Consider the following 24,859-nt stretch of genomic DNA (forward strand, 5'->3'; position numbering starts at 1 on the left):
GGGCTTAAGGGGGCCTCCGTGCAACCTGAAGGCAAACTGATAGATTGGTGAGACATTGTTAGCCATCCATGGCGCGCCCCTTCACCCTTGGTGCCCTCTCCCTGGGGCGTTTTCGTCCCTCCGTCCACCTGTACCCCCCCCTAGTGCTGCTGAGTTGCCTGGTGGCGAGCACCGCAGCACCTGCCGAAGGCAGCTTTGGTCACGATGACCAGGGAACGTTGCAGGAGTTGCGTGACTTGCTGACTCCCGGATTCAGCGCATTGCCGGACGTCCTCATTGGTGCGGGAGGGATCGGCCTGGCCAATCCCGTCACGGGTCTGGTCGTGCCGCCCTTCCAGTACAGCCTTGCCCCGTACGAGGTGAGCCTCGATGGCTTCGTTGTGCCCTCAGGCGTCTTCCTGGCGCGCACCGGCAGCGCAAACGGCGGCAGCGTTTTCCGCTTGAGCAGCCCCCTCTCCTTCCGCTGGTCCGGCACCACCTCCACCCCTCCGCTGCAGCTCAGCTGGCAGGCCGGAACGCTTTTTGACAACGTGTTCAACGGGGCGAGCGGGGATTTTGTCCCGTTCCGGATCGTTTCCGACGGGTCCTCGGAGCCGGCTGATTTTCCCTCTGGGCCGTTGGATCTCCCCATCGCGGCCGAGCCCGCCGAGGAAGCCCCCGGTCTGAAAGACGGTGGGGATGTGTTTGAAGCAGCCCTGCTGCCCCCTGGTTTCGAATCGCCTCAGGGAGAGGCCTCGGAGGACGAACCCAACGACGTTCCCAGCGACCTGCCCAACAGCTCGGGTGAAGGTCCCGATCCGGCGTCGGTGCCCGGCCCCCTGCCCCTGGCCGGCGTGGCCATGGCCTGGCGTTGCAGCCGCCGCCTGAGGCAGCGCCTCCGCCAGGGGCACTGAGCCGGGGGCCTGCTTACAGGGTCCGCAGGCAGGCGGCCACCGTCTCCACGCCTTCAAGGGCCTCGATGGCGGCCAGGGCCTCGCGGAACCGGTCCTCCCTCACTTCGTGGGTGATGACGACGATCTCCGCCTCCCCCTCCCGGGCATCCAGCTGCACGATCGACTGGATCGACACTTCGGCCGCCCCGAAGCAGGTGCCGATCCGGCCGATCACACCGGCCTCGTCCCGGGTGCTGAAGCGCACGTAGTTGCGGTGCAGGCTCATGGAGCCGTCCACCAGGGTGCAGTGGCGCCAGCTGCTGGCGGCCAGGAGCGGATCCAGGCCGGCCTGGGGGCCACCCACCTGGCGAATGCCGGCAATGTTGAGGATGTCGGCCACCACCGCCGAGGCGGTGGGACCGGCCCCGGCGCCGGGGCCGAAGAACATCACCTGCCCCACCGGATCCCCTTCCACCAGGATGGCGTTGTTGACCCCGTGGACCCCTGCCAGGGGATGGTGCTTCGGCAGCAGGGTCGGGTGGACACGCACGTCGAGGGACACCCCGTCGGGTGGCCCGGCAGGGGCGTCGTCCCGAACCCGTTCCGCCACCGCCAGCAGCTTCACCACGAAGCCGAGCTGGGCGGCATAGGCCACGTCGCGGGCGTCGAGCCGGTCGATTCCTTCGGTGGCGATCCCCGCCCGCTCCACCGGTCCCCCGTAGGCGAGCCCCGCCAGGATGGCGATCTTGTCGGCCGCATCTCCCCCCTGCACATCGGCGGCGGGATCGGCCTCGGCGTAGCCCAGCCGCTGGGCGTCGGCCAGCACGTCGGCGTAGGCCGCCCCCTCGTCAGCCATGCGGCTGAGGATGTAGTTGGTGGTGCCGTTGATGATGCCGCTGACCCGCTGGATGCGGTTACCGCCGAGGGACTGCTTGATCGGCTCGATGATCGGGATGCCGCCGCCGACGGCGGCCTCGATCAGCACGTAGACCCCCTGTCTGGCGGCGGCGGCGGCGATCTCCTGCCCGTAGCGGGCGATCACCGCCTTGTTGGCCGTGACCACGGGCTTGCCGGCGGCGATGGCGCGCAGGATCAGGCTGCGGGCCGGCTCCAGACCCCCCATCACCTCCACGACGATGTCCACCTTCGGATCGTCGATCACCGCTTCAGGGTCGGTGGTGAGGCGCTCCGGCGGCAGGGTCAGCGGGCGGGGGCGATGGAGGTCGCGCACCGCCACCCTTTCCAGCACCAGGTCGCCGACCAGTGGATGCCGGCCCTGGGGACTGGCCAGGATCGCCGCCACGCCGCTCCCCACCGTGCCCAGCCCGAGCAAGCCGATGCCGATGGTCATGGGCTGCAACCCCACAAACCACCATCCTAGAAATCAACCGGCCTGGAGCTGCCTGGCCTGGGCCTGCATCGTGCGCAGGATGTTGAGAAACCCGTTGGCCCGCGAGGGCGTCAGGCTCGCCTGCAGGCCCGTCGCGGCAATAAAAGCGGGATCCAGACCGGTGGCCTGCTCGGGGGTCATCCCCTCCAGCCCCTCGATCAGCAACGCCAGCAACCCCTTGGTGATCTGGGCATCGGAATCGCCACGCCAGTGGAGCTTGCCCTCCTCCAGGTGGCCCACCACATACACCTGCGAGACGCACCCCTTGACCTTGAAGGCGTCCAGGCGCAAGTCCTCGGGGAAAGGATCCAGTTTCTTGGCCAGCCACAGCACGTACTCGTAGCGACGGCGGGGGTCGCTGGTGCTTCCCAGGCGTTCCACGATCCGGTCGAGAGCGGGACTGCCTGTGGCCATGGACGAGAAGGAGGGGACTAGGACGGACGGCGCGGCCTCAGCATCCCGGCCAGTCCGGCCACGGCGAGCACGCCGAGGGGAGGCACCAAAGCCCAACCCTCTGGAAGAGCGTAGGGATGGGATCGGCTCACCCGCGCGGGCGGAAGCGGGGTCGCCGTGGCCTCGGGCAGTTCGAGGTAATCGCGGTGGCCTGGGCCCGCATCCACCTGCACTTCCCACTGGCGGCTGGCCTGAGGGGGCAGGGTGAAGACAATGCGTCCGGCGGCGTCGGTCCGCCCCAGTTCGATCGGCGTGCCCCCGTCAGGTGGAACGATCCGGACAGCGGCATCGCTGGCTGGCTGGCCGCTGGAGAACTGACTCTCAAGGCGCAGGGAGCCGGTGAGGCTGGTGAGCCTCTCAAGGCTGCTCTCGATGGCGTGGGCCCTGACCTGCGTTGGGGCGACGACAAGAGCAGAGAGTCCGATCAGCCCGGCACAAAGAAGGGGCTTCATCCGCGAATCAGGTGGATTTCCAGCGACTATCGCTGCTTTTGCCCGCCTGCACCATCCTCGCGACCGAGCTGACCATCATCGAGAGGGCGTCGCTGGAGGCGCCACGGGTCTGAAATTCGGAGGTCATCACCCGCTCGGAGGCCGTCATGGGACGGTTCTGCAGCGATGAGAGGATCGAATCCAAGGACGGCACGGATGCACTGGGCAGATCCTGGCAAACGAACGGGAGATTGGCCCGTCAGGAGGGCGTTCGTTAAGAGCTTGCAATCTTCCGCCGTCCCGCTTCGGTGAGGTGGCAGTCCCATTCATCGATCCAGCCGTCGAAGGGGATGTCCCAGGAATCACGGGGCAATGTCGCCCCCGTGCAGGCAGCGGGCAGCACCGCCAGCGCCGGCACCGCGGCCCAGAGTGGGTCGGCTCGCAGCCGGTCGTACCAGCCACCGCCGGAGCCCAGCCTCAGGCCGCAGGGTGCCACCGCCAGGGCGGGGACCAGCAGCAGGGCCATGGCCCCTGGCGACCGCTCCTGGCCGTGCCGATGCCCGGGTGCCAGCGTGATCGGTGCCGGAATGCCGCAGGCGTCGTCGGCCAGGGGATCGCCCGGAACCCAGGCCCGGTACACCAGGGCGCCTTCGGCCACCGCCGGCAGGGCCAGCCGGCCTGCCCAGGCCGGGGCCAGGGGGCGCAGGTCGGGCTCGCTGCCCAGGGGCCAGTAGAGCCCGAGATCGCCGCTACGCGCGCCCAAAAGGGCGGCCAGGTGCCGTTGGGCTGTCGCCAGGATTCCGGGGGCGGCTTCCGGCAGGCTCTGCCGCCGCCGCCGTCGGAACAGGCGCCGCAGCTCCTGCTTGGAGGGGCCGCTGGCTGGTGGTGCACTCACCGCTGGAACCACCCCGTCAGGGCCACCGCCAGGGCGTCAGCGGCGTCATCGGGGCGAGGGGGGGTCTGCAGATCCAGCTCCCGCATCACTGCCACCAGCACCTCGTCCTTCTCGGCGTGGCCCGAACCCGCCACGGCCAGCTTGATCTGCATGGGTGGGAACTCCACCACCGGGATGGCGAAGCGGGCCAGGGTCATCATCACCACCCCCCGGGCCTGGACCACCGCGATGGTGGTGCTGGAGCGGTAGAAGAAAAACTTCTCCACCGCCGCCAGCTGGGGCCGCCAGCGGCGCACGATCACCCGCAGATCCCTGGCGATCTCCACCATGCGGTCGCCGTCGCTGCGGCCCGGTTCGGTGCGGATCATGCCGCAATCCAGCAGGCGCTGGTGGCCGCCGCCTGCGGCGGAGCGACCCTCCACATCGATCACCCCGTAGCCGACGCGGGCAAGGCCGGGATCGATGCCCAGAATCCTCACCCCGCCAGGGCCAGCTGGAAGGCGGAGGGGTCGCCTCCGGCGTGGTCGAACACCTTGCAGAACATCTTCACCACCCGATCGCCGGAGTCGATCTGCTCAAGCGGGTCCTTGCGCAGCCGGTGACGCAGGCAGCAGGCCACCACGCGGGCCACGTCGTCGTCGCTCACCTCGAGGTGGCCCTCGAAGGCCGCCAGGGCCCGGGCGGCCCGGTTGGTGACGATGTCGCCCCGCAGCCCGTCCACATCCAGTTCGCCGCAGACCGCCGAGATGCGAATGCGCAGATCGTCGTCGATGCTCACCTGGGGCAGCCGTTCCTGGGCCACCACCACCCGGGCCTGCAGGGCCTCCTGGGTGCTCTGCAGGCGGTCGCTGAAGCTGTCGGGGTCGGCATCGAAGCTGGTGCGCTGATCCACCACCTGCACCCGCAGCTCGGGATCGCGCACGGTGCGCACCTCCACGCTCATGCCGAAGCGATCGAGCAGCTGGGGGCGCAGCTCCCCCTCCTCCGGGTTGCCGGAGCCGATCAGGACGAAACGGGCCGGGTGCCGCACCGATACCCCCTCCCGTTCCACCGTGTTCCAGCCGGAAGCGGCCGAATCCAGCAACACATCCACCAGGTGGTCGTCGAGCAGGTTCACCTCGTCGACGTAGAGCAGGCCCCGGTTGGCCTTGGCCAGCAGCCCCGGCTCGAAGGCTCGTACGCCCTCGCTGAGGGCCTTCTCGATGTCGATCGTGCCGCAGAGCCGGTCTTCGGTGGCCCCCAGCGGCAGGTCGACCATCGGAACCTGGCGGGCTTCCACGGGCAGCGACTCTCCCCGTTCAGCCCTCTGACGCACCTCGCTGCTCTGCAGGTCGGGGTCGCTCGGTGAGCTGTTGTAGGGATCTCCTGCCACCACGTCGATCGCTGGCAGCAGATCGGCCAGGGCCCGGATGGTGGTGGATTTGCCCGTGCCCCGGTCGCCCATGATCATCACCCCGCCGATGCGGGGGTCGATCACGTTGAGCAGCAGCGCCAGCTTCATCTCCTCCTGCCCCACGATGGCGGTGAAGGGGAAGACCCTGCGCTTCCTGGTTGGCGTCACGGGCTGGTTACGGTCGGAGCCACGGATTGTTTCACAGCCGCCCCTGGGGCCACCCCCGGGGCCACCGGGATCAGCGACAGCACCTGGGGCGGCGTGGCATCGGCCGGATAGATCAGCCGCACCCGCAGCTGCCGCTTCTGGCCGGGGCGCAGGCTGACCGTGCCCAGAGTCGGCCCCTGCTGGCCGGCCCGCAGCACGAGGTGGAAGCGGCGCCGTCCGCCGGGGCCGCCCGCCTCGGTGTCGAGGCCGCTGACCTCGACGGTGCCCCGGAACATCACCGCCCGCGCCGGGGTGGTGTTGAAGCGCAGGCCGCCCAGGGGCTGGTCGCTCTTGAGCGGAGATTCAAGGGCCACCGCGAGCCGCGCCGGTGCGCCTGTGTCGTTGAGCAGCGGCAGGCTGAGGTCGTAGGTGACGCCGTAGTTGCCATGGGCGGCCCAGGCGGTGCCGGGATAGAAGGAGCGCAGGGTGGCCGTCTGCACCTGGCCGGTGCCCAGGGTGCCCCGCTCCAGGGAACTGATCGGCCAGGAGATCGGCGCCCGGCTCACGGACAGGGTCGTCCGGCCGGGATCGGTGATCCGCCCCTGCCAGGCGCTGCCCACCTGCACCCCGCTGACGCGGGAGTAGATCATCGGGCCGCTGGCTCCCCTGGGGCTGGGGCTGTGCTCCTTCTGGCTGAGGCCGCCCTGCAGCAGACGCTGCCAGGTGGCCGCATCCGGCGGCCGGTCGACAGGGCCGAACGCCGCCAGGGTGGCCACGTCCACCGGTCCGTCGCTGTTGAGGCGCAACTGCAGGTTGAGGCCGTTGAGCAACGGATCGAGGCCACGCACCGGCAGCGGCAGCACCAGGAGCGTGCTCAGCTTCCCCGGCGGCAGGGTCCAGCCCTCCGGCACCAGGGGACTGCGCTGCCGTGCCAGCAACTCGGTGGCCACCCGGCTGCCGGGGCCGGCCCAGATCGGCGTGCTGCCTTGCTCCAACAGGGCCGGCAGGGGCAGGAAGGGGGCCGAGGGCTGGTCGGCGTTCACTGACTGGGACAGGGCAGTGGAGCCCGCTACCGTCCTCAGCTTCACCGCTGCATTGCCCCGGGGAGCCGCCACCACCGCCAGCCAGAGGGTGGAGTCGAGGCTCTCTGGAGTTCCGGCGTAGATGTGGTGGCTGAACAGCTCAAAGGGGCCGTTGACGGCCGTGTTGAGGTGCGCCGAGGGCTCACCCAGGGGCCGGCCGGCGTAGCCCCGTTGGCCATCGAAGGTGGAGAGCAGGATGCCAGGCCCCTTGATCACCTCGGGGTTGTTGTCGTTCAACATCGGCACCGCATCCAGCCGACCGGGCAGGGGCGCCACGGTGCCCGGCCGCAGCAGCGGCGGCTTCGGGGCTGGAGACGGCTTGGGCTGGGCCAGCAGGGGGCTGCCCAGGGTGGTCAGCCACGGCAGCAGCAGGGCGGGGATGGCGGCTCTCATTGGCCTTTGACGAGGGTTTTGGCGACGGTGCCGGCCATCGCCCGGATCAGCTCGGCGGAGCGGGGGTCGTTGAACGGACCCTTGACCATGAAGGCCGCCACGGCCCGCTGGCCATCGGGCAGCTGGATGAGGGCGGCATCGGCGTAGGCGATGCCGATGTCGCCGGTTTTGTTGTAGACGGTGATGCCCTTGGGCAGCAGCTCGCTGTCGGGATCGGAAGCCTCCTTGCCGATTCCCATCAGCAGGCCAAGGGGGATCAGGGTGTTGGTGCGTGACGTGGCCATGATTTCCCTGAACAGATCACGCGCCCGGGGGGTGAGCTTGTCGCCGGTGTCCACCAGGGCGATGGAGCGGGCCAGATCGCGGGAACTGGTGGTGTTGGTGCCGTCAAGGTCCGGCAGCCAGTTGTTCACCACCGTGGCGGGCAGACCGAGGCTGCGGAAACGGCTGTTGAGGGTGGTCTTGCCGCCCAGGCGACGGATCAGCAGGTTGGTGGCGGTGTTATCGCTCACCCGGATCATCTCGGTGGCGGCTTCGTAGAACGGAAAGCGGGTGCCCAAAGGCTTGTTGGCCATCCAGCCGGCTCCACCCCCCAACACCTCCTTGGTCAGGGGCATGGGCTCGTTCCAGCGCAGCTTGCCGCCATCCAGGTCCTCCAGGCTGGCCAGCAGGATCGGCACCTTGATGGCGCTGGCCGCCGGAAGAGCCAGATCCGGCTGCATCTGGGCGAAGCGACCGTCGTCGAGCACCAGCAGGAAGCCGCTGGCGGTCAGATCCTTCTGGGCGGCCGCCAGCCGGGTCCATTGCTGGCTCAGGCCAACCAGCTCCCGGCGTGGCTCGAACCGGCCCATGGCCATTGATCCGGTGCCCGGTTTCTTCAATACGGGTGTGGCCGGGGCGGGGGTGCCGATCGCCCCCTGCACGAGACGTGGCTCCAGCAGCTTGAGGGCAGTGCCCACGATCACACCCAGACCCACCCCCAGCACGATGAGCCGCAGCACCAGACCCACCGGGCGAAGCCAGGGGTTGCTGGGGGGACGGGATGGACGGCCAGCACGCACGGAAAAGGACCCTGGGGCAATGGGTCGACGCTAGTGGTCCTGGGACGAAGGGAAAGGGCGACGACTCGCCCAGCGCAACTGGCACACCAGGCCCCGCAGCAGGGCCACCTCCGGGGCACTGACCTGACCGCGTTGCAGCAGGGCACGAAATTTGGCCATCCGGGCATGGGCGGTGTGGGGCAGCAGGAATCCGACCTCCAGCAACAGCTCCTCGGCGTCGCTGAGCATGGCTTCAATCACCCCCCTGGGGCAGGGGGCTTCGCTGACAGCGGCGACAGCCGGGGATGGAGCCTGCCGGACCAGTCGGTGCAGGTCGTGCAGCACCACGGCCACCGCATGGGAGAGGTTGAGGGAGCCGTGGGGTGTGGGGGTGGGGATCTGCAGGAGCCGGCCGGCCTGCAGCAGCTCGTCGTTGCTGAGACCCCGGTCCTCCCGGCCGAACACCAGAGCCGACGGCAGCACCGGATCGCCCGCCAGCAGCCAGGCCAGGGCGTCTTCGGGATCCTCGAGGGGCAGGGGCTCGCCCTCCGGTCGGCCGCTGGTGGCCACCACCCGCCCGCAGTCGGCCAGGGCGGCGGCCAGGGTGGGAAACAGGCGCGCCTGCTGCAGCAGGGGCAGGCCCTTGACGGCCATCAGGCGGGCCTCATCGCCCAGGGGATCACAACGGGGGGCAACCAGCCGCAGGTCCTCGATGCCATAGGTGCGACAGAGCCTGGCCACGCTGCCCACGTTGAGGGGGCCGGCCGGTTCGACCAGGACCAGCTTGGGGCTCAAGGCAGCGCGTGCAGAAACGCCAGCAGATCGGCCATGGCCTGGGGTTCCGGCTGGAAGCTCGGCATCGGTGGGGTGCGCCCGCTCACCACCTGCTGGATCAGCTGGCGATCGTTCTTACGTCGGTCGACGCCGTGCAGATTGGGACCCACCAGCCCCTGGGCGGCGAGGCCATGGCAGCCGGCGCAGTTGAGCCGGAACAGGCGACCTCCGTCCGTGGCCGAGCCGGTGAGATCGAGGGTCTGGCGGGTGTAGGGATCGCTGCGGGCCGCCGGCAATACCACCACCACCAGCAGGATGCAGGCCACCGCCGCCAGGGTCGCCAGGGCCGCCACGAGGCTGCGGCGCTGGGCGGGGGGCTGGTTGGCCTCGGTGACAGTGGCGGGCGTCACGGCGACAGGGGGGGGGTGGAGGACGGGCTGATCACGGTGCTGCAGAGGGGCTCGCGTCGCCGGCGGGAGTCGTGGAAGAATTGTGCATCGCCTGAAGCCTCCGCCCCTCCATGATCGAACCCCTCCTCTGCGGCATCGTGCTTGGACTGATCCCCATCACCTTGGTCGGGCTCTTCGTGGCGGCCTGGAATCAGTACCGCCGCGGCAGTGCCCTCGGGGGCTGATCGGGGCGCTGGGCCTGGAGCCTTGATCCCGGGCCGGGCGGAGGAGCTGGTGGTCAGGGGATGGATCCCTCCGGGTGGGTGGTTCCGTCCTGGGCAGGCAACTCTTGTAGCAATACCAGCGTAGTGCCGCCATAGCGGCGACAGTCGCGCCGCTGCCACCCCGGGGGGTCTGGCGGAATCCCGTCCGAGGCGCATTCCCACAGCAGGGTGCCGCCCGGCGCCATCCACCGTCCCGAGCGAACCGCCGCAGCGATCGGTCCGTGCAGTCCGGCCGCGTAGGGCGGATCGACGTAGATCAGATCGAAGCTGATGGGCGGGGCTGCGCTCCGCCGCGTCGCCAACCAGCGCAGCACGTCCGCCTGCGCCACCTGCACCCGTTGGGCCTCCGCCCCTTCCGGAACCTCCCGTCCGCCCAGGGTGGCTACCAGGTTGCTCCTGGCCACCGCGGCGATGCGGCGATCCCGCTCGACCGCCATCACGTGAGAAGCGCCTCGCTGCAGGGCCTCGCAGGCCATCACGCCGCTGCCACAGCACAGATCCAGCCAGCGGCTACCGGGGATCTCGGCGGCCAGCAGGTTCATCACCGCCAGCCGCACACGGGCTGAGGTGGGTCGGGCGGTGCTGCCGGGGGGGCTTTGCAGGCGGCGCCCCCCGCTGACCCGCAAGGTCACAGGGCGGCCACCCAGTCGAGCCAGCGGCGCAGCATCGCTTCCCCCACCGGCCCGGACTTCTCCGGGTGAAACTGGCAGGCGGCGATGGTGCCGTGCCAGACCGCCGCGGTGACCAGGGTGCCGGCGTAATCCACCTGGGCCGTGGTGGCTTCCGGCACGGCCGGCACGGCGGCGAAGGAGTGCACGAAGTAGACCCAGGCCTCGGGGGTGCGGGCGTCCAGCAGCGGGCTGGCGGTGGCCGGGATCAGGGGAGCCCAGCCCATGTGGGGCAGGGGGTGGCCCGCCACCCGGGGCAGGGTTGTGACCCGGCCGGCCAGCACCCCCAGCCCTTCGGCCTGGCCCTCCTCGCTGGCTTCAAACAGCAACTGCAGCCCCAGGCAGATCCCCAGCAGGGGCCGCCCGCTGGCGCAGGAGCGGCGCAGGGCCGGCTCCAGCCCCGCCGCGCGCAGCCGCTCCATGGCCGGATCGAAGGCCCCCACCCCCGGCAGCACCAGGGCGTCACAGGGTTCCAGGTCGGCCGGGCTGTGCACGCTGACCAGCTCGGCGCCAAGCCTGGCAAAGCTGCGCTGCACCGAGTGCAGGTTGCCCATGCCGTAATCGATCAGGCCGATGCGGCTCATGGTTGGCTGCCGGTGGGAACCCGCTCGGCCGGATGCTCCAGGGCCGAGGAGGCGGGCAGATCGAGACCGTTGAGGTGATCGATGAACTGGTAGAGCCGTCCGACGCGGCGCTTGTCGAAGCGCAGCTGCAGGCAGGGCCTGAGCAGGCCATTGTCGTCGACCCCCTCGCCGCTCTGGATGGCGCCCTGGTCCAGCAGATCGGCGAAGCGGCGGTTCAGCTCCGGCAGCAGGGCGCGCGGCACCTCGGCATTGAGCAGCAGCTCGATGCGGTCCTGCCCCAGCTGGGCGCTGTGGAACACCCGGTAGAAACGGCAGATGTGGGCCACCGCTTCTTCGGCGCTCGTGGCTTCCACCATCAGATCCACATCCTCCGGAGAGATCAGCTCCCGGGTGGCGAGTTCGTGACGGACATTGCGCTTCCAGACACTCCAGAAATCGTCGCCGGGCGGGCAGAGCAGCACCAGGGGAATGGGCGATGTGCGGCCCGTCTGGATGAGGGTGAGGCATTCGAACAGTTCATCCAGGGTGCCGAATCCCCCCGGCATCACCACGAGGGCATCGCTCTCCATCAGGAAGAACAGCTTGCGGGTGAAGAAATAGCGGAAGTAGAGCAGGCGGTCGTCGCAGGCACTCACGTAGGGGTTGGGACGCTGCTCAAAGGGCAGGTCCACGTTGAGGCCGATGCTGTGCTCACAGCCGGCGCCGCTGTTGGCGCCCTCCATGACGCCCGCCCCCGCACCGGTCATCACTTCGAAACCGGCCTCCACGGCCAGCCGGGCCACCGCTTCGGCCAGCAGGTAGCAAGGGTCGTCGCGACGGGTGCGGGCCGAGCCGAACACGCTGATCTTGCGGGCGCTGCGGCGGGGCCGGAAGACCTCCAGGGCCTCACTGATGTCAGCCAGGCAGCCTGCGATCAGACGCCATTCCTGCTCCTCCTTTTCCTGGCGCGCCACCTGAAGGAGGGACACCACCGCCCGCTCGATCTGGCGGCGCTGGGGGTGCCCATGAAGCTCGTCGGCGAGGGCCTGGAGGGGACTTCTGCCCGCCGCCGGCACTGGGTTCGAGGAGAGGGGCGGCGTCAGCGGAACGGTTTCAGAGGTATTTGGAGATGGTGCCGGACAGGGTGTTCTTGGGAACGGCACCCACGACGGTGTCAACTTTCTGGCCGCCTTTGAAGAGCATCAGGGTGGGAATGCTGCGGATGCCGTACTGGCTTGCGACGTTGGGATTCTCGTCGGTGTTGAGCTTGTAGACGCGGATCTTGCCTTCGTATTCCTTGGCGATTTCATCGACAATCGGCGCCACCATGCGGCATGGGCCACACCAGGGGGCCCAGAAATCAACCAGCACGGGCACATCACTCTTGAGCACGTCTTGCTCGAAGGAGGCATCGGTGACGGCAGCGGCGCTGGACATTCCTTGCAAACTCGGGATGGAATGAATCTAGCAACCGGGTTCGGCTGCTCTCCCCTGGGGAGGAGTCAGCGTTGCAGGCCGTAGCGGAACCGGCAACTCCAGGGAGCAAGGCAGCCGGCCGAACGGAGGGGAAGACAAAAAGCCCGGACACGCCGGGCCGGGGGGTGTGAGGAGTGTGCGAGCCGGAGCCCCCACATCCAGAGATTAGCCTCCATCTCGCCTTGAGGCCGTGTTGTCCAGCCTTGCGACGCTTTGGTGTGGTCCAGGGCGGACCTCGCTGTGCTACTTGCCCATGCCCAGTTGCTGGGCCTTCTGATACACCTTGCCCTCGGTCAGCAGGGACGGGGCCACCACCACCTCCACCTCCCGCATCTCCTTGAGGGTGCGGGCCCCCAGGGTGCCCATGGAGGTGCGGATGCAGCCGAGCAGGTTCTGGGTGCCGTCGTCGAGGCCCGCCGGACCCCGGAGGATCTTCTCGAGGCTGCCGGTGGTGCCCACCTTGATGCGAGTGCCACGGGGCAGCACCGGGCTGGGGGTGGCCATCCCCCAGTGGAAGCCGCGGCCTGGGGCTTCGGAGGCCCGGGCGATCGGGGAGCCGATCATCACCGCATCCGCACCACAGGCCAGGCATTTGCAGATGTCACCGCCGGTGACGATGCCGCCATCGGCCACCACCGGCACGTAACGCCCGCTTTCACGCTCGTAGTCGTCCCGGGCGGCGGCGCAGTCGGCCACGGCCGTGGCCTGGGGAATGCCGACACCGAGCACGCCCCGGGAGGTGCAGGCGGCGCCGGGGCCGATGCCCACCATCACGCCGGCGGCCCCCGCCCGCATCAGTTGCAGGGTGACGTCGTAGGTGACGCAGTTGCCGATCACCACGGGCACGCCCAGATCGCGGCAGAGGGCGGCCAGATCGAGGGTCTGGCGGCCTTCGGGGCCGATGTGTTCGGTGGAGACCACCGTGGCCTGCACGAAGAAAAGGTCGGCGCCCGATTCGGCCACCGCCGCCCCGAAGCGCAGGGCCGCCGCCGGGGTGGCGCTCACCGCCGCGATGCCGCCGCCCGCCTTGATCTCCGCGATCCGCTGACGCACCAGGTCTTCGCGAACCGGCTGGCTGTAGAGGTCCTGCATCAGGCCCACGAACTCATCGCGGCCCACCGAGGCGATCCGATCCAGGATCGGTTCGGGATCGTCATAGCGGCACTGGACGCCCTCCAGGTTCAGCACCCCCAGGGCCCCCAGCCGGGTGAGTTCGATGCACATGCCCACATCCACCACCCCGTCCATGGCGCTGGCGATGATCGGAATCTCCCGCTGGATGCCCCCCAGGCTCCAACTGCTGTCCGTCACCTCGGGATCGACGGTGCGGCCGCCCGGGACAAGGGCGATTTCGTCGATGCCGTAGGCGCGGCGGACGGTCCTGGAGCGACCGAGCTGAATGTTCACCGTTGGACGGACACAGTGGGCACAAACTATCAACCGGTCCGCGGCGGCCCCTGGACGATCCCGGGCGGGGAATCACTCCCTGCCGCGGAATTCACTCCAGCGGCGGCTCCAGTCGGCGAAGACCTGCTCCCGATCGCTCTTGCGCACCAGCCTGGTGATGCTGAAACGGGTCACGGCGATCACGCCCACCAGCTCCAGCAGGCCGCCCACCAGGGGCAGGCTGTCCAGGGTGCCGATCAGGGACGCATAAACCCGCAACAGCAGCACGACGCCGATGAGGATCGCCAGGCCCTTGAGGGGGCCGCGGAAACGCTGCCACTGGGCCTGGAGCTCACCGCTGCCGATCCAGTCCCTGATCTTCTGCAGCAGCAGATCGAACTCCCCGCCGCCATCCTCTGCCGGGTCGGTGGAGCCCTCCAGGGGGGGCACCTCAACGATGGCGGCGATGCCGGCATCCGGGGTGTCCGCTTCGGGATCCGGGGCGTCCGCTTCGGGATCCGGCCCGGCCAGGATCGGTTCCGGCTCTGGCGTTACGGGTTCCGGCTCGGGGCTGACGGGTTCCGATGTCACCTCAGCCGGCTCGGTCGGCCATGGCTGGGACGACGGTCCGCTGTCCTGAGCCTCGGGACTGGAGGGAGGCTCAGGGCTGAAGGGGGATTCGGGGCTGAAGGGGGTCTCGGCCATGGCTGGCGCCGGAAGCTCATCGCGGAGCTTACGGCCGTTTTCCGCCACCGCTGCCGCGGCGTGCGGGGAGTTCAGCTGTCGAGGGGAATCAGACCGCCACGCCCCGAGAGCGGCTGGACCGGCAGGTGCAGCGGAAAGCGACCGTCCTGGAGCCAGGCGATCAGCTCCGCACCGACGGCTTCGGCCAGCCGTGGACTGTGGGCCGGAGCGGCGGTCACACGGCGCCCCTCCACCTGGATCAGGCCGGATTTGAGCCGGGCGTAGCTGACCGAGCCGAAGCGGGGCCGCAGGCGCCGCGGAATCGCCACATCCAGTACGGGCGCCTCCAGGTCCTCGTCGCCGCAGGCGGCCTGGCGGGCCACCGCTTCGTTGATCAGGGGGACCGGGGCCGCCAGGCCCACCAGCAGTCCGGCCCCGTGCCCCTCGAAGAAGCAGGGCCGCAGCCATTCGGAGCGCAGCCCATGCAGATCAACGCTCACCGCCGCCACGGCACCCGGGCTGAGGGCGTGGCCGCCGGCGGAGCGCGGCACCCCCGGCTGGTGACCGCTGCCGCTGCCCACCACCCAGCCGATGGCCCCCGCCACCAGCACCGGTGAGCCCGGCCCCAGCAGCGCCAGTCCCGGCATGGTCAGGCCGATGCTGCCGGCGCCGCCGCAGCCGTAGAGCGCATTCCCGAACGGTCCCAGCACGGGTCCCCAGGGGCTGCGCAGCACCCCCTCGGCGCTGCTCACGGCCACCACGCCGTTTTCGCTGATGGCCCGGTGCAGCAGCAGCCGGCCGGACCCGATCCGTTCCAGGTCGAGCTGGGCCAGCAGGTCCCGCCGCGGGTGCAGGGCGGTGACCTCCCCGCTGGCGGTGAGGGTCAGGGAGCCCCCTTGGAGCAAGCGGTCGAGCAGATGGGCTCCCCCCTGTCGCTGGGCCTCCCCGAAGCCGCCGCCGATCGGCAGCACCAGGTCACCGCCGCCGCCGCCGCCCTGGGCCCCGAGGGCCTCGAGCTGGGCCTCCCGGAAGCGGATCGGTGGGTCGCTGGGACCGATGTTGAGGTGCAGGCTGCCCTGATCGGTGAATTCGGCGTTGGCGGCCACCACCACGTCGGTGCTGTCGTAGGCCTCCGCCAGCCCGGCCTCAGCCACCAGGCAGCGGAAGTCGGCGGCGGCCCGCACCCGCAGCACGCCCTTGCGCTGACGCTGGCGCAGGGCCGATTCACGACGGGCCGGCAGGGTCTTCATTAGAGTGGGGTGTGCCCCATATGGTCTTGCATGGCGGATCCAACCGGACCCGGTGAATCCGACGGACGGATCATCCAGACCGACTTGCGCAATGAGATGTCGCGCTCCTATCTGGAGTATGCGATGAGCGTGATCGTGGGGAGGGCCTTGCCCGATGCCCGCGATGGCCTCAAGCCGGTGCACCGGCGCATCCTGTACGCCATGTACGAGCTCGGTCTGACCAGCGACCGGCCCTATCGGAAATGCGCCCGCGTCGTGGGGGAGGTGCTCGGTAAGTACCACCCCCACGGCGACACGGCCGTCTACGACGCCCTGGTGCGCATGGCCCAGGACTTCTCCATGCGCATGCCCTTGATCGATGGGCACGGCAACTTCGGTTCGGTCGACAACGATCCGCCGGCCGCCATGCGGTACACCGAATCGCGCCTGCAGGCCCTGACCACCGACAGCCTGCTGGAGGACATCGAAGCCGAGACCGTCGATTACATCGACAACTTCGACGGCTCCCAGCAGGAACCCACCGTGATGCCGGCCCGGGTGCCGCATCTGCTGCTCAATGGGTCGTCTGGCATCGCCGTGGGGATGGCCACCAACATCCCCCCCCACAACCTCACCGAACTGATCGATGGCCTGCTGGCCCTGATCGACGACCCGGAGATCGAGGACCGGGCCCTGATGGCGATCATCCCCGGACCCGACTTCCCCACCGGCGGCCAGATCCTCGGCCGCCGCGGCATCCGCGAGACCTACACCACCGGTCGCGGTTCGATCACCATGCGGGGGGTGGCCTCCATCGAGACGGTGGAAGCCAAGGGCCGCCCTGACCGGGACGCGGTGATCATCACCGAACTCCCCTACCAGACCAACAAGGCCGCCCTGATCGAGCGCATCGCCGAGCTGGTCAACGACAAGAAGCTCGAGGGCATCGCCGACATCCGCGACGAAAGCGATCGCGATGGCATGCGCATCGTGATCGAACTGCGCCGCGACGCCTACCCCCAGGTGGTGCTGAACAACCTGTTCAAGCTCACCCCGCTGCAGAACAACTTCAGCGCCTACATGCTGGCCCTGGTGAAGGGGGAGCCGGTGCTGCTCACCCTCGGCCGCATGTTGCGGGTGTTCCTCGAGTTCCGCATCGGCACGATCGAGCGGCGCACCCGCTACTTCCTGCGCAAGGCCCAGGAGCGCGACCACATTCTGCAGGGCATGCTGCTGGCCCTCGACCAGCTCGATCCGATCATCGCCCTGATCCGGGCCGCCCCCGACACCGCCACCGCCCGGGCCCAGCTGCAGGAGCGCCATGGCCTCAGCGAGATCCAGGCCGACGCCATCCTGCAGATGCAGCTGCGGCGCCTCACGGCCCTGGAGGCCGACAAGATCCGCCTGGAACATGACGACCTCGTCGCCAAGATCGCCGACTACACCGACATCCTCGGCCGGAAAGAGCGCGTTCTGGGGCTGATCCAGGAGGAACTCCATGTGCTGCGCAGCCGCTACGACTCCCCCCGCCGCACCGAGATTCTGGATCTCGAAGGCGGCCTCGAAGACATCGACCTGATCGCCAATGAGCGCTCGGTGGTGCTGCTCACCGAAAACGGCTATCTCAAGCGGATGCCGGTGAGCGAGTTCGAGGCCACCAGCCGCGGCACCCGTGGCAAGGCCGGCACCCGCAGCCAGGGCGAAGAGGCGGTGAAGCTGTTCATCAGCTGCAACGACCACGACGCCCTGCTGCTGTTCAGCGACCGAGGCGTGGTGTACTCCATCCCTGCCTACCGTGTGCCGTTCAGCAGCCGTTCCGCCAAGGGAACCCCGATCGTCCAGTTGCTGCCGATTCCCCGCGAGGAGGCGATCACCTCCCTGCTGGCGGTGAGCGCCTTCGACGACAACGTGCAGCTGGTGATGCTCACCAGCGGTGGTTACATCAAGCGCACCCGGTTGTCGGCCTTCAGCAACATCCGCTCCAACGGCCTGATCGCCATCTCCCTCGAGGACGGTGATGCCCTGCGCTGGGTGCGCCTGGCCCTGCCCGGCGACAGCGTGCTGATCGGTTCTCTCAAGGGGATGACGATCCACTTCCGCCTCAGCGACGAGGAACTGCGTCCCCTGGGCCGCACGGCCCGTGGCGTACGGGCCATGAACCTGCGCCCCGGCGATGAGCTGGTGAGCATGGATGTGCTTACGGCGGAACTGGCGGACCGTGTCGCCAGCACGGCTGACGCCGCCGGCGGCGACGAGGAGGAGGGCGACGAGGTCGCCCCCAGCGAGGGTCCCTGGGTGCTGGTGGCCAGCGCCAGCGGCCTGGGCAAGCGGGTGCCGGTGGATCAGTTCCGGCTGCAGCGGCGCGCCGGCATGGGTCTGCGGGCGATCAAGTTCCGCCGGGATGGCGACGTGCTGGTGGGCCTCAAGGTGCTCGGCGCCGGCGAGGAACTGCTGCTGGTGAGCGAGCGGGGGGTGATCGTGCGCATGAAGGCCGATGCCATTCCGCAGCAGTCCCGGGCGGCCACCGGGGTGCGGCTGCAGAAACTGGATTCCGGCGATCGCCTCACCGAAGTGGTGCTGGTGCCGCCGGCCGCCGAGGAGGAGGAGCTGGCCGATGGGGCGGTTCCTGAGGTCACGCCGGATGTCACCCCGGAGGCTCCGGCCGCCACCACCGAGGCCCCTGAGGACGCGGCTCCAGCCGCTGAGGAGTCCCCAGACGCGGACGACTGAGCCCTCCAGGCGACGGTCAGCGCTGGCCCCAGGCCCAGAACAGCAGCACCCCGTAGCCGGCCAGGCTGGCCAGCTGGAGGGCCAGCTCCAGGCGCTCGAAACGGCGTTCGAGCCCTGGGCAGCCCAGCCCGTTGCTCTCGCTGGCGAGGCGATCCAGCCGGTTGGCGCACCAGATGAACTGGCAGAAGAACACCAGGGTCACCAGGTAGGAAAAGGCGTAGAGCCCGTCCAGCACGGTGAGATAGGGCAGGGAGGGCAGCGAATCGCGGTAGGCCTGCTGCATGAACACCAGCGTCAGCAGGATCACCGGCGGGATCGCCAGGCGCTCGGAGCTGAACACGGCCCGCAGGTTGGGGGTGAGCAGCATCACCACCATCGTGATCGTGAGCGGCAGCAGCCACTTCACCAGGGCCGCCCAGCCGATGGGCTCGTAACGCAGTTCCATCTCCACGCCGCCGCGGTGGTGGAACAGGCGCCAGTTGCTCAGCCGGTAGCCGTTCATGTTGCTGCGGCCGCTGACGCCGGAGGCGGCGCTGTCGGCCACCAGCCGGATCCTGGGCGGCTCAGTGATCGTGGCGGGAAAGCTTGGGTCGGCCACCAGCCGGATCTGCAAGGGAAGTGTGCCGAAGGGGTAACCCCGGTAGTCGATCTCATCGGAATAGAAATTGCCGTTGAAGCGGTAATCGCGGCCCAGCTCCGTGCCCAGGCGAAGCGGACCGCTGCTGGCCTCCAGCAGCGAGTCCCATGGCTCCACCAGGTTCTGGAAGCGCACCAGCTCGAGGAGATCCACCTCCGCTGCCAGCCACTGCCGCACGGTGGCCGCCGGCGCCGACAGTCGCAGCGTCCCCTCGACGCTGAAGGTCTTCTCCCGCGAGGAGAAGCGGTAGACGTTGTCCACCTTCAGGGCGACCCGGATCGGCACGGCGGAGACCGGCGCTGCCGTCGCCGGCACCAGGCCCAGCATCAGGCTGAGGCCCAGGCAAGCAAGCGCCGCCAGCATCCAGCGGGCGATGGCGCGCATGGGCCGTGATGCAGGATGAGCCATCACCGTACCGGCGAGATGGCGAGGGACGTGCTGGTGCTCGGAGGTGGCCCCGCCGCCCTCTGCATCGCGGCGGCCCTGGCGGCGGAAGGGCTCCAGGTGGCCTTGCTGGCGCCCCAGGATCCGCGCACCCCCTGGCCCAACACCTACGGCATCTGGGGGGATGAGGTGGATGCCCTCGGCCTGGGTCACCTGCTGGAGCACCGCTGGAGCCACACGGTGAGTTACTTCGGGGCGGGCGATCCTGACCCCACGGCGGCGGCCAACCTCCCCACGGTCCATGGCCGCGATTACGGCCTGTTCAACCGCGAGGCCCTGCAGCAGCACTGGCTGGCTGCCTGTGATCGCGGCGGGGTGGAGCTGCTTCAGGGCCTGGCCACGGGTTGCCAGGCCGTTGGTGCCCTGAGTGTGGTGGAGGGTGCGGATGGAGGCTCGTGGCAGGCGCGGTTGGTGGTGGACGCCACCGGCCATCAGCCGCTGCTGGTGCGGCGGCCCGATCGGGGCCCGGTGGCGGGGCAGTCGGCCTATGGGGTCGTCGGGCGCTTCTCGGCGCCGCCTGTGCCGCCCGATCAGTTCGTGCTCATGGACTACCGCTGCGACCACCTCAGCGAGGCGGAGCGGGCCGAGCCCCCCACCTTCCTGTACGCGATGGACCTGGGCGGGGGGCGCTTCTTCGTTGAGGAGACGTCCCTGGCCCTGGCTCCCCCGGTGCCCTTCGAGGTCCTCCAGCAACGCCTCCACCGGCGCCTGGCCCAGCGCGGCGTGCAGGTGCTGGCGGTGGAGCACGAGGAGTTCTGCCTGTTCCCGATGAACCTGCCCCTGCCGGATCTGCGCCAGCCGGTGCTGGGCTTCGGCGGGGCGGCCTCGATGGTGCACCCTGCCTCGGGCTACATGGTGGGCGCCCTGCTGCGCCGGGCTCCGGCGGTGGCCGCGGCGGTGGCGGCGGCAATGGCGGCGCCGGAGGTTCCCTCGGCTCTCCTGGCCCAGGCGGGCTGGCGGGCCCTCTGGCCCCCGGAGCTGCGCTGCAAGCACGCCCTCTACCAGTTCGGACTGGGCAAGTTGATGGGCTTCCCCGAAGACCAGCTGCGCCAGTTCTTCGCCAGCTTCTTCAGCTTGCCCGGTCCGCAGTGGGCTGGCTTTCTGGCCAACACTCTGAACGTGCCGGAGCTGCTGGCGGCGATGCTGCGCCTGTTTGCCCTGTCGTCCTGGGGCGTGCGGGCCGGTCTGCTGTTGCCGCCGCGCCAGCCCTAACCAGGAGCCGGCAGCCTGAGCACCTCGGCGCTCTGGCTCCGGATTCGCCGGCACAGGTCGGCGTCGAGGCGGATCGATTCGCCGTAGGAGGGCAGGATCCGCTTCAGCGTCCGCTCCCAGCCATCGGGCAGCTTCTCACCGAAACAGGAGCGCAGGATCTCCAGGCTGATCGCTACGGCCGCCGAGGCGCCCGGTGAGGCCCCCAGCACGGCCACCAGCGAGGTGTCGGCGGCATGCACCACCTCGGTGCCGAACTGGAGCACCCCGCCCCGGTTCGCGTCGGCCTTGATGATCTGCACCCGCTGGCCGGCCACCGCCAGGGTCCAGTCGCTGGGGCGGGCGTTGGGGTAGAAGTCGCGCAGGGCCGCGAAGCGCTGCTCGGCGCTGGCGAACACCTGGCCAATCAGGTATTCGGTCAGGGGCAGGTTGTCGCGGGCCACCGCCAGCAGGGGCAGCAGGTTGCCGGGCCGCAGGGAGCCGGGCCAGTCGCAGAGGGAGCCGCTCTTGAGGAACTTGGTGGAAAACCCCGCATAGGGCCCGAACAGGATCCAGTGCCGGCCATCGACTAGGCGGGTGTCGAGGTGGGGCACTGACATCGGTGGCGAGCCGGCGGCCGCCATCCCATAGACCTTGGCGTGGTGGCGGCTGGCCACGGCCGGATCACCGCAGCGCAGCCACAGGCCGCTGACGGGAAAGCCGCCATAGCCGCGCCCTTCCGGGATCCCCGATTTCTGCAGCAGGGTGAGGGCGCCGCCACCGGCCCCGAGAAAGACGGTGCCGGAATCGATCAGGTGGACCTCGCCGCTCGCCTGGTCGCGGCTCTCCAGGCGCCAGCCACCGTCCTGCCGGCGCTGGAGGCCCGTCACCGCCGTGGAGAATCGCGCCTCAAACGGTGGGCAGGCGCGCAGGTGATCCAGCAGCTGGCTGGTGAGGGCCCCGAAGTTCACGTCGGTGCCCGACGCGAGGTAGGTGGCGCCGATCGCCTGGGCCGGATCCCGGCCTTCCATCAGCAGGGGAGCCCAGTCCGCCACCCGGGCCGGCTCCTCGCTGTAGGCCATGCCCTGGTAGCAATGGTGGGCACCCATCAACCGATGGCGTTCGCGCAGGTAGGCCCGCCGCTCCTCCCCCAGCACGAAGCTCATGTGGGGGACGCCCTGGATGAAGGCTTCCGGGGAGCCCAGGGCACCGCCCTTCACCAGATGGGTCCAGAACTGGCGCGAGAGATCAAAGGCCTCGTTGATATCGAGCGCCTTGGTGAGGCTGATCGAACCGTCCGCCGCCATCGGCGTGTAGTTCAGCTCGCAGTTCCCCGCATGGCCCGTTCCGGCATTGTTCCAGGCGCTGGAACTTTCCTGGGCTTCCCGCGGGAGGCTCTCGATCAGCAGGAGGCGCAGCTCAGGTCGCAGCTGCTTGAGCAGGGTGCCCAGGGTGGCACTCATGATCCCCGCCCCCACCAGGGTCACATCGACGGTGGTCAAGGTCACGGGGTCTGCCGTTGGATCGGGTCGGCGATCGGGCCGGGCGACACGGTATCCGATGGCCTCCTGGCCCTGACAGCATGGATCTTGATACGCCCCCGTGCTGCGGGTGAAAGCCGGTGTCGGATCCTTCCCTTGTGATCGCCGGCGGTGCCCAGGCCTGCCGGCAGGAACTGCTGGGCTGCCTGCGGGCCGGATCCGCCCGCTCCGCAACCCAGGCCGCCCAGAGGATTCCGGCCCTGATCGAGCGGCTGGAGCGCCTGCAGCCGGCCGATCTGGACACCCAGGCGTCCCAGCTGGCGGGGGTGTGGGAACTGCGCTGGAGCAGCAGCTCCCTGCCCTATCTGGCGGTCCAGCCCTGGCTGGAGAATCTGCAGCTGCTCGATCCCGCCGCAGGCCGTGCCCTGAACCTGCTGCGGCTGGCCGGCCCCCTCGGGCCCCTGGCGGGGATCGGGGTGCAGGCCCGGATCGCCGTGGAGCCCCAGCCGCCCCATCAGCGGGTGTCGGTGCAGTTCGAGCGGGGCGGCTGGCTGGGGCCCCAGATCGGAGAACGGCGGTTGCAGCTGTTTCGCCAGGTGAATCAGAGCTTTCCTGCCTGGCTCGATGTGACCGTGCTCGATGACGAGCTGCGGATCAGCCGCGGCAATTCCGGCACCCTGTTCGCCCTGGTGCGGAGAGCGGACCTGGAGATGGCGGCGTTCCTGGGCTGAGGCCCCGGGGGCCGTCACCAGCCGTCGTCGTCGCCGTCGGCGGCCTCCTCCGGCGGCCAGGCCAGGTGCACCATCACCGGCGCATGGTCGCTGGGTTGCTCGTTGCCCCGCACCCCCTTGTGGATCACGCAGCCCGTGGCGCAGGCCAGCAAGTCTTCAGACAGATAAATGTGATCGATGCGCCAGCCCCTGTCCCTATCCCAGGCGCCGGTGCGGTAGTCCCACCAGCTCCAGTGCCCGGCCTCCGGCTCGAAGACGCGGAACACGTCGCTCAGGCGATCGCCGAGGGCGGCCACCAGGCCCTGGCGCTCCGGCTCGCTGGCCATGATTCCGCCGTTGAGGCGTTCCGGGTCGTGGATGTCGCGGGATTCCAGGGCGATGTTGAAGTCCCCCACCATGGCCAGGGGTTCCCCTTCGGCCTCCTGGGCCTCCAGGTAGCGCCGCAGACAGGCCAGCCACTCCAGCTTGTAGGGGTATTTCTCCGAGGTCAGGGCGGATCCGTTGGGTACATAGAGATTGAGCACCCGCACCCCTTCGATCGAGGCGCTGATCACCCGCTTCTGCTCGCCCAGTCCCACGGCCGCCGGATCGTCCGGCAGCAGGGCGGCGAAGCCCACCCGCACGTCCTCGATCGGCAGTCGGCTGAGGATCGCGACGCCGTTGTAGGCCTTCTGGCCGCTGATCACGGCCTGGTAGCCGAGGGCCTCGAAGGCGGCGTGGGGGAACAGGTCATCGGCCACCTTGGTTTCCTGCAGGCAGAGCACCTCGGGCCCTTCGGTCCTGAGCCAGGCGCCCACCTGATCGAGCCGGGTGCGCACCGAATTGACGTTCCAGGTGGCGATCCGCAGGGCCATGGCGACGGGCCGGTCGACCGGCAAAGGGCCCTTATCATGGAGCTCTTGGTGTTTCTTCTCTCCGCCGGCAGGAGCCATGAACCGTTCGTTTTCTCTGCGCGCCTGCGCCGCCGGTGTCGGCTCCCTGGCCACCATGGCCCTGCCCGCGGCGCTGGTCGTGCTGCCGGCCGGTGAGGCCTCGGCCCAGCAGGCCGGCTATGGCCAGACCCTTGGCACCAGCACGATGGAGCGCCAGCTGTACGACTACGGGCCCAGCAAATCGGGTACAGGCAGCGGCTCGCTCCTCGACAGCACCAATCCGCTCGACCTGCTGAACAAGCTGAAGCGCAGCACGGCCCTGGACGACGCCACCCCACCCAGTTCAGCCATCGATCAGGCCCTCAAAGACTTTGACGCGAAGGCTCCGAAGCCCGCGCCGACGGGGTCTTCGGGTCAGCTGAAGGGGATCTGAGCGGTTCGAGCCCCCAGCTCGCCGCCAGTTTGTCGAGCCTCGGGTCCGGCTTGTCCGGATTGGGATTCCGCAGCCGTGCCTGGGCCAGGGCCTCCTGGGCCCCTTTGGCGTCGCCTTGGTCGTGCCGCAGCATGGCCAGGCCCAGCAGGGGACGCTGGTCCTGGGGAAAGACGTTGGCCAGCTGCAGGTAAGTGGCCGCTGCTGTCGTGGACTCGTTGCGCTTGAGCTGGAGTTCAGCCAGGAGCAGGCCGATGCCCAGGGCCTCCGGCCTCACGTCGGGTTTGATGGCCATGCCGTAGGCGGCCTTGACGCGGGCCTCGGCGGCAGCGCTCCGACCCTGCTCCAGGTTCAGCAGGCTGAGCAGTTGCAAGGCCTCCACCTGGGTGGGCCGCAGGTTGAGGATCTGGCGCAGTTCGCGCTCGGCGCCGCTGCGGTCGCCCTGGTCGCGCCGCAGTTCGGCCAGCATCAGCCGCAGCGACCAGCGCTCTGGCTCCCTGTCCGCCATGGGCTCCAGCAGGCTGATCGCCTCGGGCTTGCGGTCGAGGGCCACCAGCAGCTCCAGCAGCCGCTGGCGGTCGGCCGGGCCGGCCTCGTCGGCGTCGAGCCGCAGCCGCAGCCGGGTGGCCTCCTTGGTGAGCAGGGTCCGCTTTGGGTCGGCGCTGGCCTGGGTGGCCGACTGGCGCTGGCCCAGCCACCAGCCTCCCCCGAGGGCCAGCACCCCGACCAGGCCGGCCGCCAGCAGCGACCAGAGGCCGGGAAGGCTTCGGTTCGGGGAGGGCATCCGTTGACGGTGA

28 protein-coding genes are annotated in these 24,859 nt (G+C 69.6%); 6 read left to right on the plus strand and 22 right to left on the minus strand.

What is annotated here, in order from left to right:
- The first annotated feature begins 68 nt into the window (after positions 1-68).
- Positions 69-893 (plus strand): hypothetical protein, encoded by an 825-nt coding sequence (locus tag KQ305_RS06415; protein WP_259724592.1) that lies wholly within the window; start codon positions 69-71, stop codon positions 891-893.
- 13 nt (positions 894-906) lie between these two features.
- Here the strand turns inward: KQ305_RS06415 and KQ305_RS06420 are convergent, their stop codons facing one another.
- From KQ305_RS06420 to KQ305_RS06470, 11 genes are all read right to left on the minus strand, one after another.
- A complete protein-coding gene (locus tag KQ305_RS06420; RefSeq protein ID WP_259724593.1) occupies positions 907-2,223 on the minus strand; it encodes a homoserine dehydrogenase in 1,317 nt (438 codons plus the stop codon).
- Between the two features lie 33 nt (positions 2,224-2,256).
- Complete coding sequence (locus KQ305_RS06425) at positions 2,257-2,676, minus strand: SufE family protein (protein WP_259724594.1); 420 nt, start codon at positions 2,674-2,676, stop codon at positions 2,257-2,259.
- A 17-nt stretch (positions 2,677-2,693) separates the two neighbouring features.
- Positions 2,694-3,167, minus strand: a complete 474-nt coding sequence (locus tag KQ305_RS06430; protein WP_259724595.1) for a hypothetical protein — start codon at positions 3,165-3,167, stop codon at positions 2,694-2,696.
- Positions 3,168-3,174: 7 nt separating this feature from the next.
- Complete coding sequence (locus tag KQ305_RS06435; RefSeq protein ID WP_259724596.1) at positions 3,175-3,351, minus strand: hypothetical protein; 177 nt, start codon at positions 3,349-3,351, stop codon at positions 3,175-3,177.
- Between the two features lie 69 nt (positions 3,352-3,420).
- Positions 3,421-4,041: a 5-formyltetrahydrofolate cyclo-ligase gene (locus KQ305_RS06440; protein WP_259724597.1), complete on the minus strand. Its 621-nt coding sequence runs from the start codon at positions 4,039-4,041 to the stop codon at positions 3,421-3,423.
- Positions 4,038-4,520, minus strand: coding sequence for a crossover junction endodeoxyribonuclease RuvC (gene ruvC, locus KQ305_RS06445; protein ID WP_259724598.1), 483 nt, complete (start codon positions 4,518-4,520; stop codon positions 4,038-4,040). The genes KQ305_RS06440 and ruvC overlap by 4 nt, the downstream gene beginning before the upstream one ends.
- On the minus strand, positions 4,517-5,602 hold the full coding sequence (bchI, locus tag KQ305_RS06450) for a magnesium chelatase ATPase subunit I (protein ID WP_259724599.1): 1,086 nt from the start codon (positions 5,600-5,602) through the stop codon (positions 4,517-4,519). The genes ruvC and bchI overlap by 4 nt, the downstream gene beginning before the upstream one ends.
- Complete coding sequence (locus tag KQ305_RS06455; protein WP_259724600.1) at positions 5,599-7,056, minus strand: DUF3370 domain-containing protein; 1,458 nt, start codon at positions 7,054-7,056, stop codon at positions 5,599-5,601. The genes bchI and KQ305_RS06455 overlap by 4 nt, the downstream gene beginning before the upstream one ends.
- The gene (locus tag KQ305_RS06460; protein ID WP_259724601.1) at positions 7,053-8,117 is read right to left on the minus strand and encodes a serine hydrolase; all 1,065 of its coding nucleotides are present in this window, start codon (positions 8,115-8,117) and stop codon (positions 7,053-7,055) included. Before KQ305_RS06460 ends, KQ305_RS06455 begins: the two co-directional genes overlap by 4 nt.
- Before the next feature lie 30 nt (positions 8,118-8,147).
- Positions 8,148-8,891, minus strand: a complete 744-nt coding sequence (locus tag KQ305_RS06465; protein WP_259724602.1) for an RNA methyltransferase — start codon at positions 8,889-8,891, stop codon at positions 8,148-8,150.
- Positions 8,888-9,280 carry a cytochrome c gene (locus KQ305_RS06470; RefSeq protein WP_259724603.1) on the minus strand — a complete coding sequence of 131 codons (393 nt, stop codon included), beginning with the start codon at positions 9,278-9,280 and terminating at the stop codon, positions 8,888-8,890. The genes KQ305_RS06465 and KQ305_RS06470 overlap by 4 nt, the downstream gene beginning before the upstream one ends.
- A 110-nt stretch (positions 9,281-9,390) precedes the next feature.
- On the opposite strand from KQ305_RS06470, the gene petG reads away from it, so the two are divergent.
- Positions 9,391-9,504 (plus strand): cytochrome b6-f complex subunit V, encoded by a 114-nt coding sequence (petG, locus tag KQ305_RS06475; protein WP_006170345.1) that lies wholly within the window; start codon positions 9,391-9,393, stop codon positions 9,502-9,504.
- Between the two features lie 53 nt (positions 9,505-9,557).
- Here petG and rsmD read toward each other — a convergent pair whose 3' ends face one another.
- From rsmD to KQ305_RS06510, 7 genes are all read right to left on the minus strand, one after another.
- A complete protein-coding gene (gene rsmD, locus KQ305_RS06480; RefSeq protein ID WP_259724604.1) occupies positions 9,558-10,175 on the minus strand; it encodes a 16S rRNA (guanine(966)-N(2))-methyltransferase RsmD in 618 nt (205 codons plus the stop codon).
- Positions 10,172-10,795: an imidazole glycerol phosphate synthase subunit HisH gene (gene hisH, locus KQ305_RS06485; protein ID WP_259724605.1), complete on the minus strand. Its 624-nt coding sequence runs from the start codon at positions 10,793-10,795 to the stop codon at positions 10,172-10,174. The genes rsmD and hisH overlap by 4 nt, the downstream gene beginning before the upstream one ends.
- Positions 10,792-11,850: an LOG family protein gene (locus KQ305_RS06490; RefSeq protein WP_259724606.1), complete on the minus strand. Its 1,059-nt coding sequence runs from the start codon at positions 11,848-11,850 to the stop codon at positions 10,792-10,794. Before KQ305_RS06490 ends, hisH begins: the two co-directional genes overlap by 4 nt.
- A gap of 37 nt (positions 11,851-11,887) precedes the next feature.
- Positions 11,888-12,211, minus strand: a complete 324-nt coding sequence (gene trxA, locus KQ305_RS06495; protein WP_015110798.1) for a thioredoxin — start codon at positions 12,209-12,211, stop codon at positions 11,888-11,890.
- 282 nt (positions 12,212-12,493) lie between these two features.
- Positions 12,494-13,657, minus strand: coding sequence for a GuaB3 family IMP dehydrogenase-related protein (locus tag KQ305_RS06500; RefSeq protein ID WP_259724607.1), 1,164 nt, complete (start codon positions 13,655-13,657; stop codon positions 12,494-12,496).
- Between the two features lie 72 nt (positions 13,658-13,729).
- A complete protein-coding gene (locus KQ305_RS06505) occupies positions 13,730-14,341 on the minus strand; it encodes a CAAD domain-containing protein (RefSeq protein ID WP_259724608.1) in 612 nt (203 codons plus the stop codon).
- A 71-nt stretch (positions 14,342-14,412) separates the two neighbouring features.
- Complete coding sequence (locus tag KQ305_RS06510; RefSeq protein ID WP_259724609.1) at positions 14,413-15,570, minus strand: homocysteine biosynthesis protein; 1,158 nt, start codon at positions 15,568-15,570, stop codon at positions 14,413-14,415.
- A gap of 30 nt (positions 15,571-15,600) precedes the next feature.
- Between KQ305_RS06510 and gyrA the strand changes: the two genes are divergently transcribed.
- Positions 15,601-18,279: a DNA gyrase subunit A gene (gene gyrA / locus KQ305_RS06515; protein WP_259724610.1), complete on the plus strand. Its 2,679-nt coding sequence runs from the start codon at positions 15,601-15,603 to the stop codon at positions 18,277-18,279.
- Positions 18,280-18,295: 16 nt separating this feature from the next.
- Here gyrA and KQ305_RS06520 read toward each other — a convergent pair whose 3' ends face one another.
- A complete protein-coding gene (locus KQ305_RS06520; protein ID WP_259724611.1) occupies positions 18,296-19,300 on the minus strand; it encodes a hypothetical protein in 1,005 nt (334 codons plus the stop codon).
- 15 nt (positions 19,301-19,315) lie between these two features.
- Between KQ305_RS06520 and crtL the strand changes: the two genes are divergently transcribed.
- Entirely contained in the window at positions 19,316-20,572 is a 1,257-nt protein-coding gene (gene crtL / locus KQ305_RS06525) for a lycopene beta cyclase (protein WP_259724612.1), read from the plus strand.
- On the opposite strand, the gene mqo is transcribed toward crtL, so the two are convergent.
- The gene (mqo, locus tag KQ305_RS06530) at positions 20,569-22,056 is read right to left on the minus strand and encodes a malate dehydrogenase (quinone) (protein ID WP_259724613.1); all 1,488 of its coding nucleotides are present in this window, start codon (positions 22,054-22,056) and stop codon (positions 20,569-20,571) included. The genes crtL and mqo overlap by 4 nt on opposite strands.
- A 113-nt stretch (positions 22,057-22,169) precedes the next feature.
- Between mqo and KQ305_RS06535 the strand changes: the two genes are divergently transcribed.
- Positions 22,170-22,760 (plus strand): PAP/fibrillin family protein, encoded by a 591-nt coding sequence (locus KQ305_RS06535; RefSeq protein ID WP_259724614.1) that lies wholly within the window; start codon positions 22,170-22,172, stop codon positions 22,758-22,760.
- Positions 22,761-22,774: 14 nt separating this feature from the next.
- Here the strand turns inward: KQ305_RS06535 and xth are convergent, their stop codons facing one another.
- A complete protein-coding gene (gene xth / locus KQ305_RS06540; protein ID WP_259724624.1) occupies positions 22,775-23,608 on the minus strand; it encodes an exodeoxyribonuclease III in 834 nt (277 codons plus the stop codon).
- Positions 23,609-23,690: 82 nt separating this feature from the next.
- On the opposite strand from xth, the gene KQ305_RS06545 reads away from it, so the two are divergent.
- On the plus strand, positions 23,691-24,065 hold the full coding sequence (locus KQ305_RS06545; RefSeq protein ID WP_259724615.1) for a hypothetical protein: 375 nt from the start codon (positions 23,691-23,693) through the stop codon (positions 24,063-24,065).
- Here KQ305_RS06545 and KQ305_RS06550 read toward each other — a convergent pair.
- Complete coding sequence (locus KQ305_RS06550) at positions 23,995-24,846, minus strand: tetratricopeptide repeat protein (RefSeq protein ID WP_259724616.1); 852 nt, start codon at positions 24,844-24,846, stop codon at positions 23,995-23,997. The genes KQ305_RS06545 and KQ305_RS06550 overlap by 71 nt on opposite strands.
- Between the last annotated feature and the right edge of the window lie 13 nt (positions 24,847-24,859).

The sequence above is a fragment of the Synechococcus sp. CS-1332 genome, assembly GCF_025127995.1.
Taxonomy (GTDB): domain Bacteria; phylum Cyanobacteriota; class Cyanobacteriia; order PCC-6307; family Cyanobiaceae; genus Cyanobium.

Excerpts from the sequence above, each read along its gene's own strand:
- KQ305_RS06415 (WP_259724592.1), top strand. The coding sequence starts at position 69 with ATGGCGCGCCCCTTCACCCTTGGTGCCCTCTCCCTGGGGCGTTTTCGT.
- KQ305_RS06420 (WP_259724593.1), bottom strand. The coding sequence starts at position 2,223 with ATGACCATCGGCATCGGCTTGCTCGGGCTGGGCACGGTGGGGAGCGGC.
- KQ305_RS06425 (WP_259724594.1), bottom strand. The coding sequence starts at position 2,676 with ATGGCCACAGGCAGTCCCGCTCTCGACCGGATCGTGGAACGCCTGGGA.
- KQ305_RS06430 (WP_259724595.1), bottom strand. The coding sequence starts at position 3,167 with ATGAAGCCCCTTCTTTGTGCCGGGCTGATCGGACTCTCTGCTCTTGTC.
- KQ305_RS06455 (WP_259724600.1), bottom strand. The coding sequence starts at position 7,056 with ATGAGAGCCGCCATCCCCGCCCTGCTGCTGCCGTGGCTGACCACCCTG.
- petG (WP_006170345.1), top strand. The coding sequence starts at position 9,391 with ATGATCGAACCCCTCCTCTGCGGCATCGTGCTTGGACTGATCCCCATC.
- hisH (WP_259724605.1), bottom strand. The coding sequence starts at position 10,795 with ATGAGCCGCATCGGCCTGATCGATTACGGCATGGGCAACCTGCACTCG.
- trxA (WP_015110798.1), bottom strand. The coding sequence starts at position 12,211 with ATGTCCAGCGCCGCTGCCGTCACCGATGCCTCCTTCGAGCAAGACGTG.
- KQ305_RS06505 (WP_259724608.1), bottom strand. The coding sequence starts at position 14,341 with ATGGCCGAGACCCCCTTCAGCCCCGAATCCCCCTTCAGCCCTGAGCCT.
- KQ305_RS06510 (WP_259724609.1), bottom strand. The coding sequence starts at position 15,570 with ATGAAGACCCTGCCGGCCCGTCGTGAATCGGCCCTGCGCCAGCGTCAG.
- gyrA (WP_259724610.1), top strand. The coding sequence starts at position 15,601 with ATGGCGGATCCAACCGGACCCGGTGAATCCGACGGACGGATCATCCAG.
- KQ305_RS06520 (WP_259724611.1), bottom strand. The coding sequence starts at position 19,300 with ATGCGCGCCATCGCCCGCTGGATGCTGGCGGCGCTTGCTTGCCTGGGC.
- crtL (WP_259724612.1), top strand. The coding sequence starts at position 19,316 with ATGAGCCATCACCGTACCGGCGAGATGGCGAGGGACGTGCTGGTGCTC.
- KQ305_RS06545 (WP_259724615.1), top strand. The coding sequence starts at position 23,691 with ATGAACCGTTCGTTTTCTCTGCGCGCCTGCGCCGCCGGTGTCGGCTCC.
- KQ305_RS06550 (WP_259724616.1), bottom strand. The coding sequence starts at position 24,846 with ATGCCCTCCCCGAACCGAAGCCTTCCCGGCCTCTGGTCGCTGCTGGCG.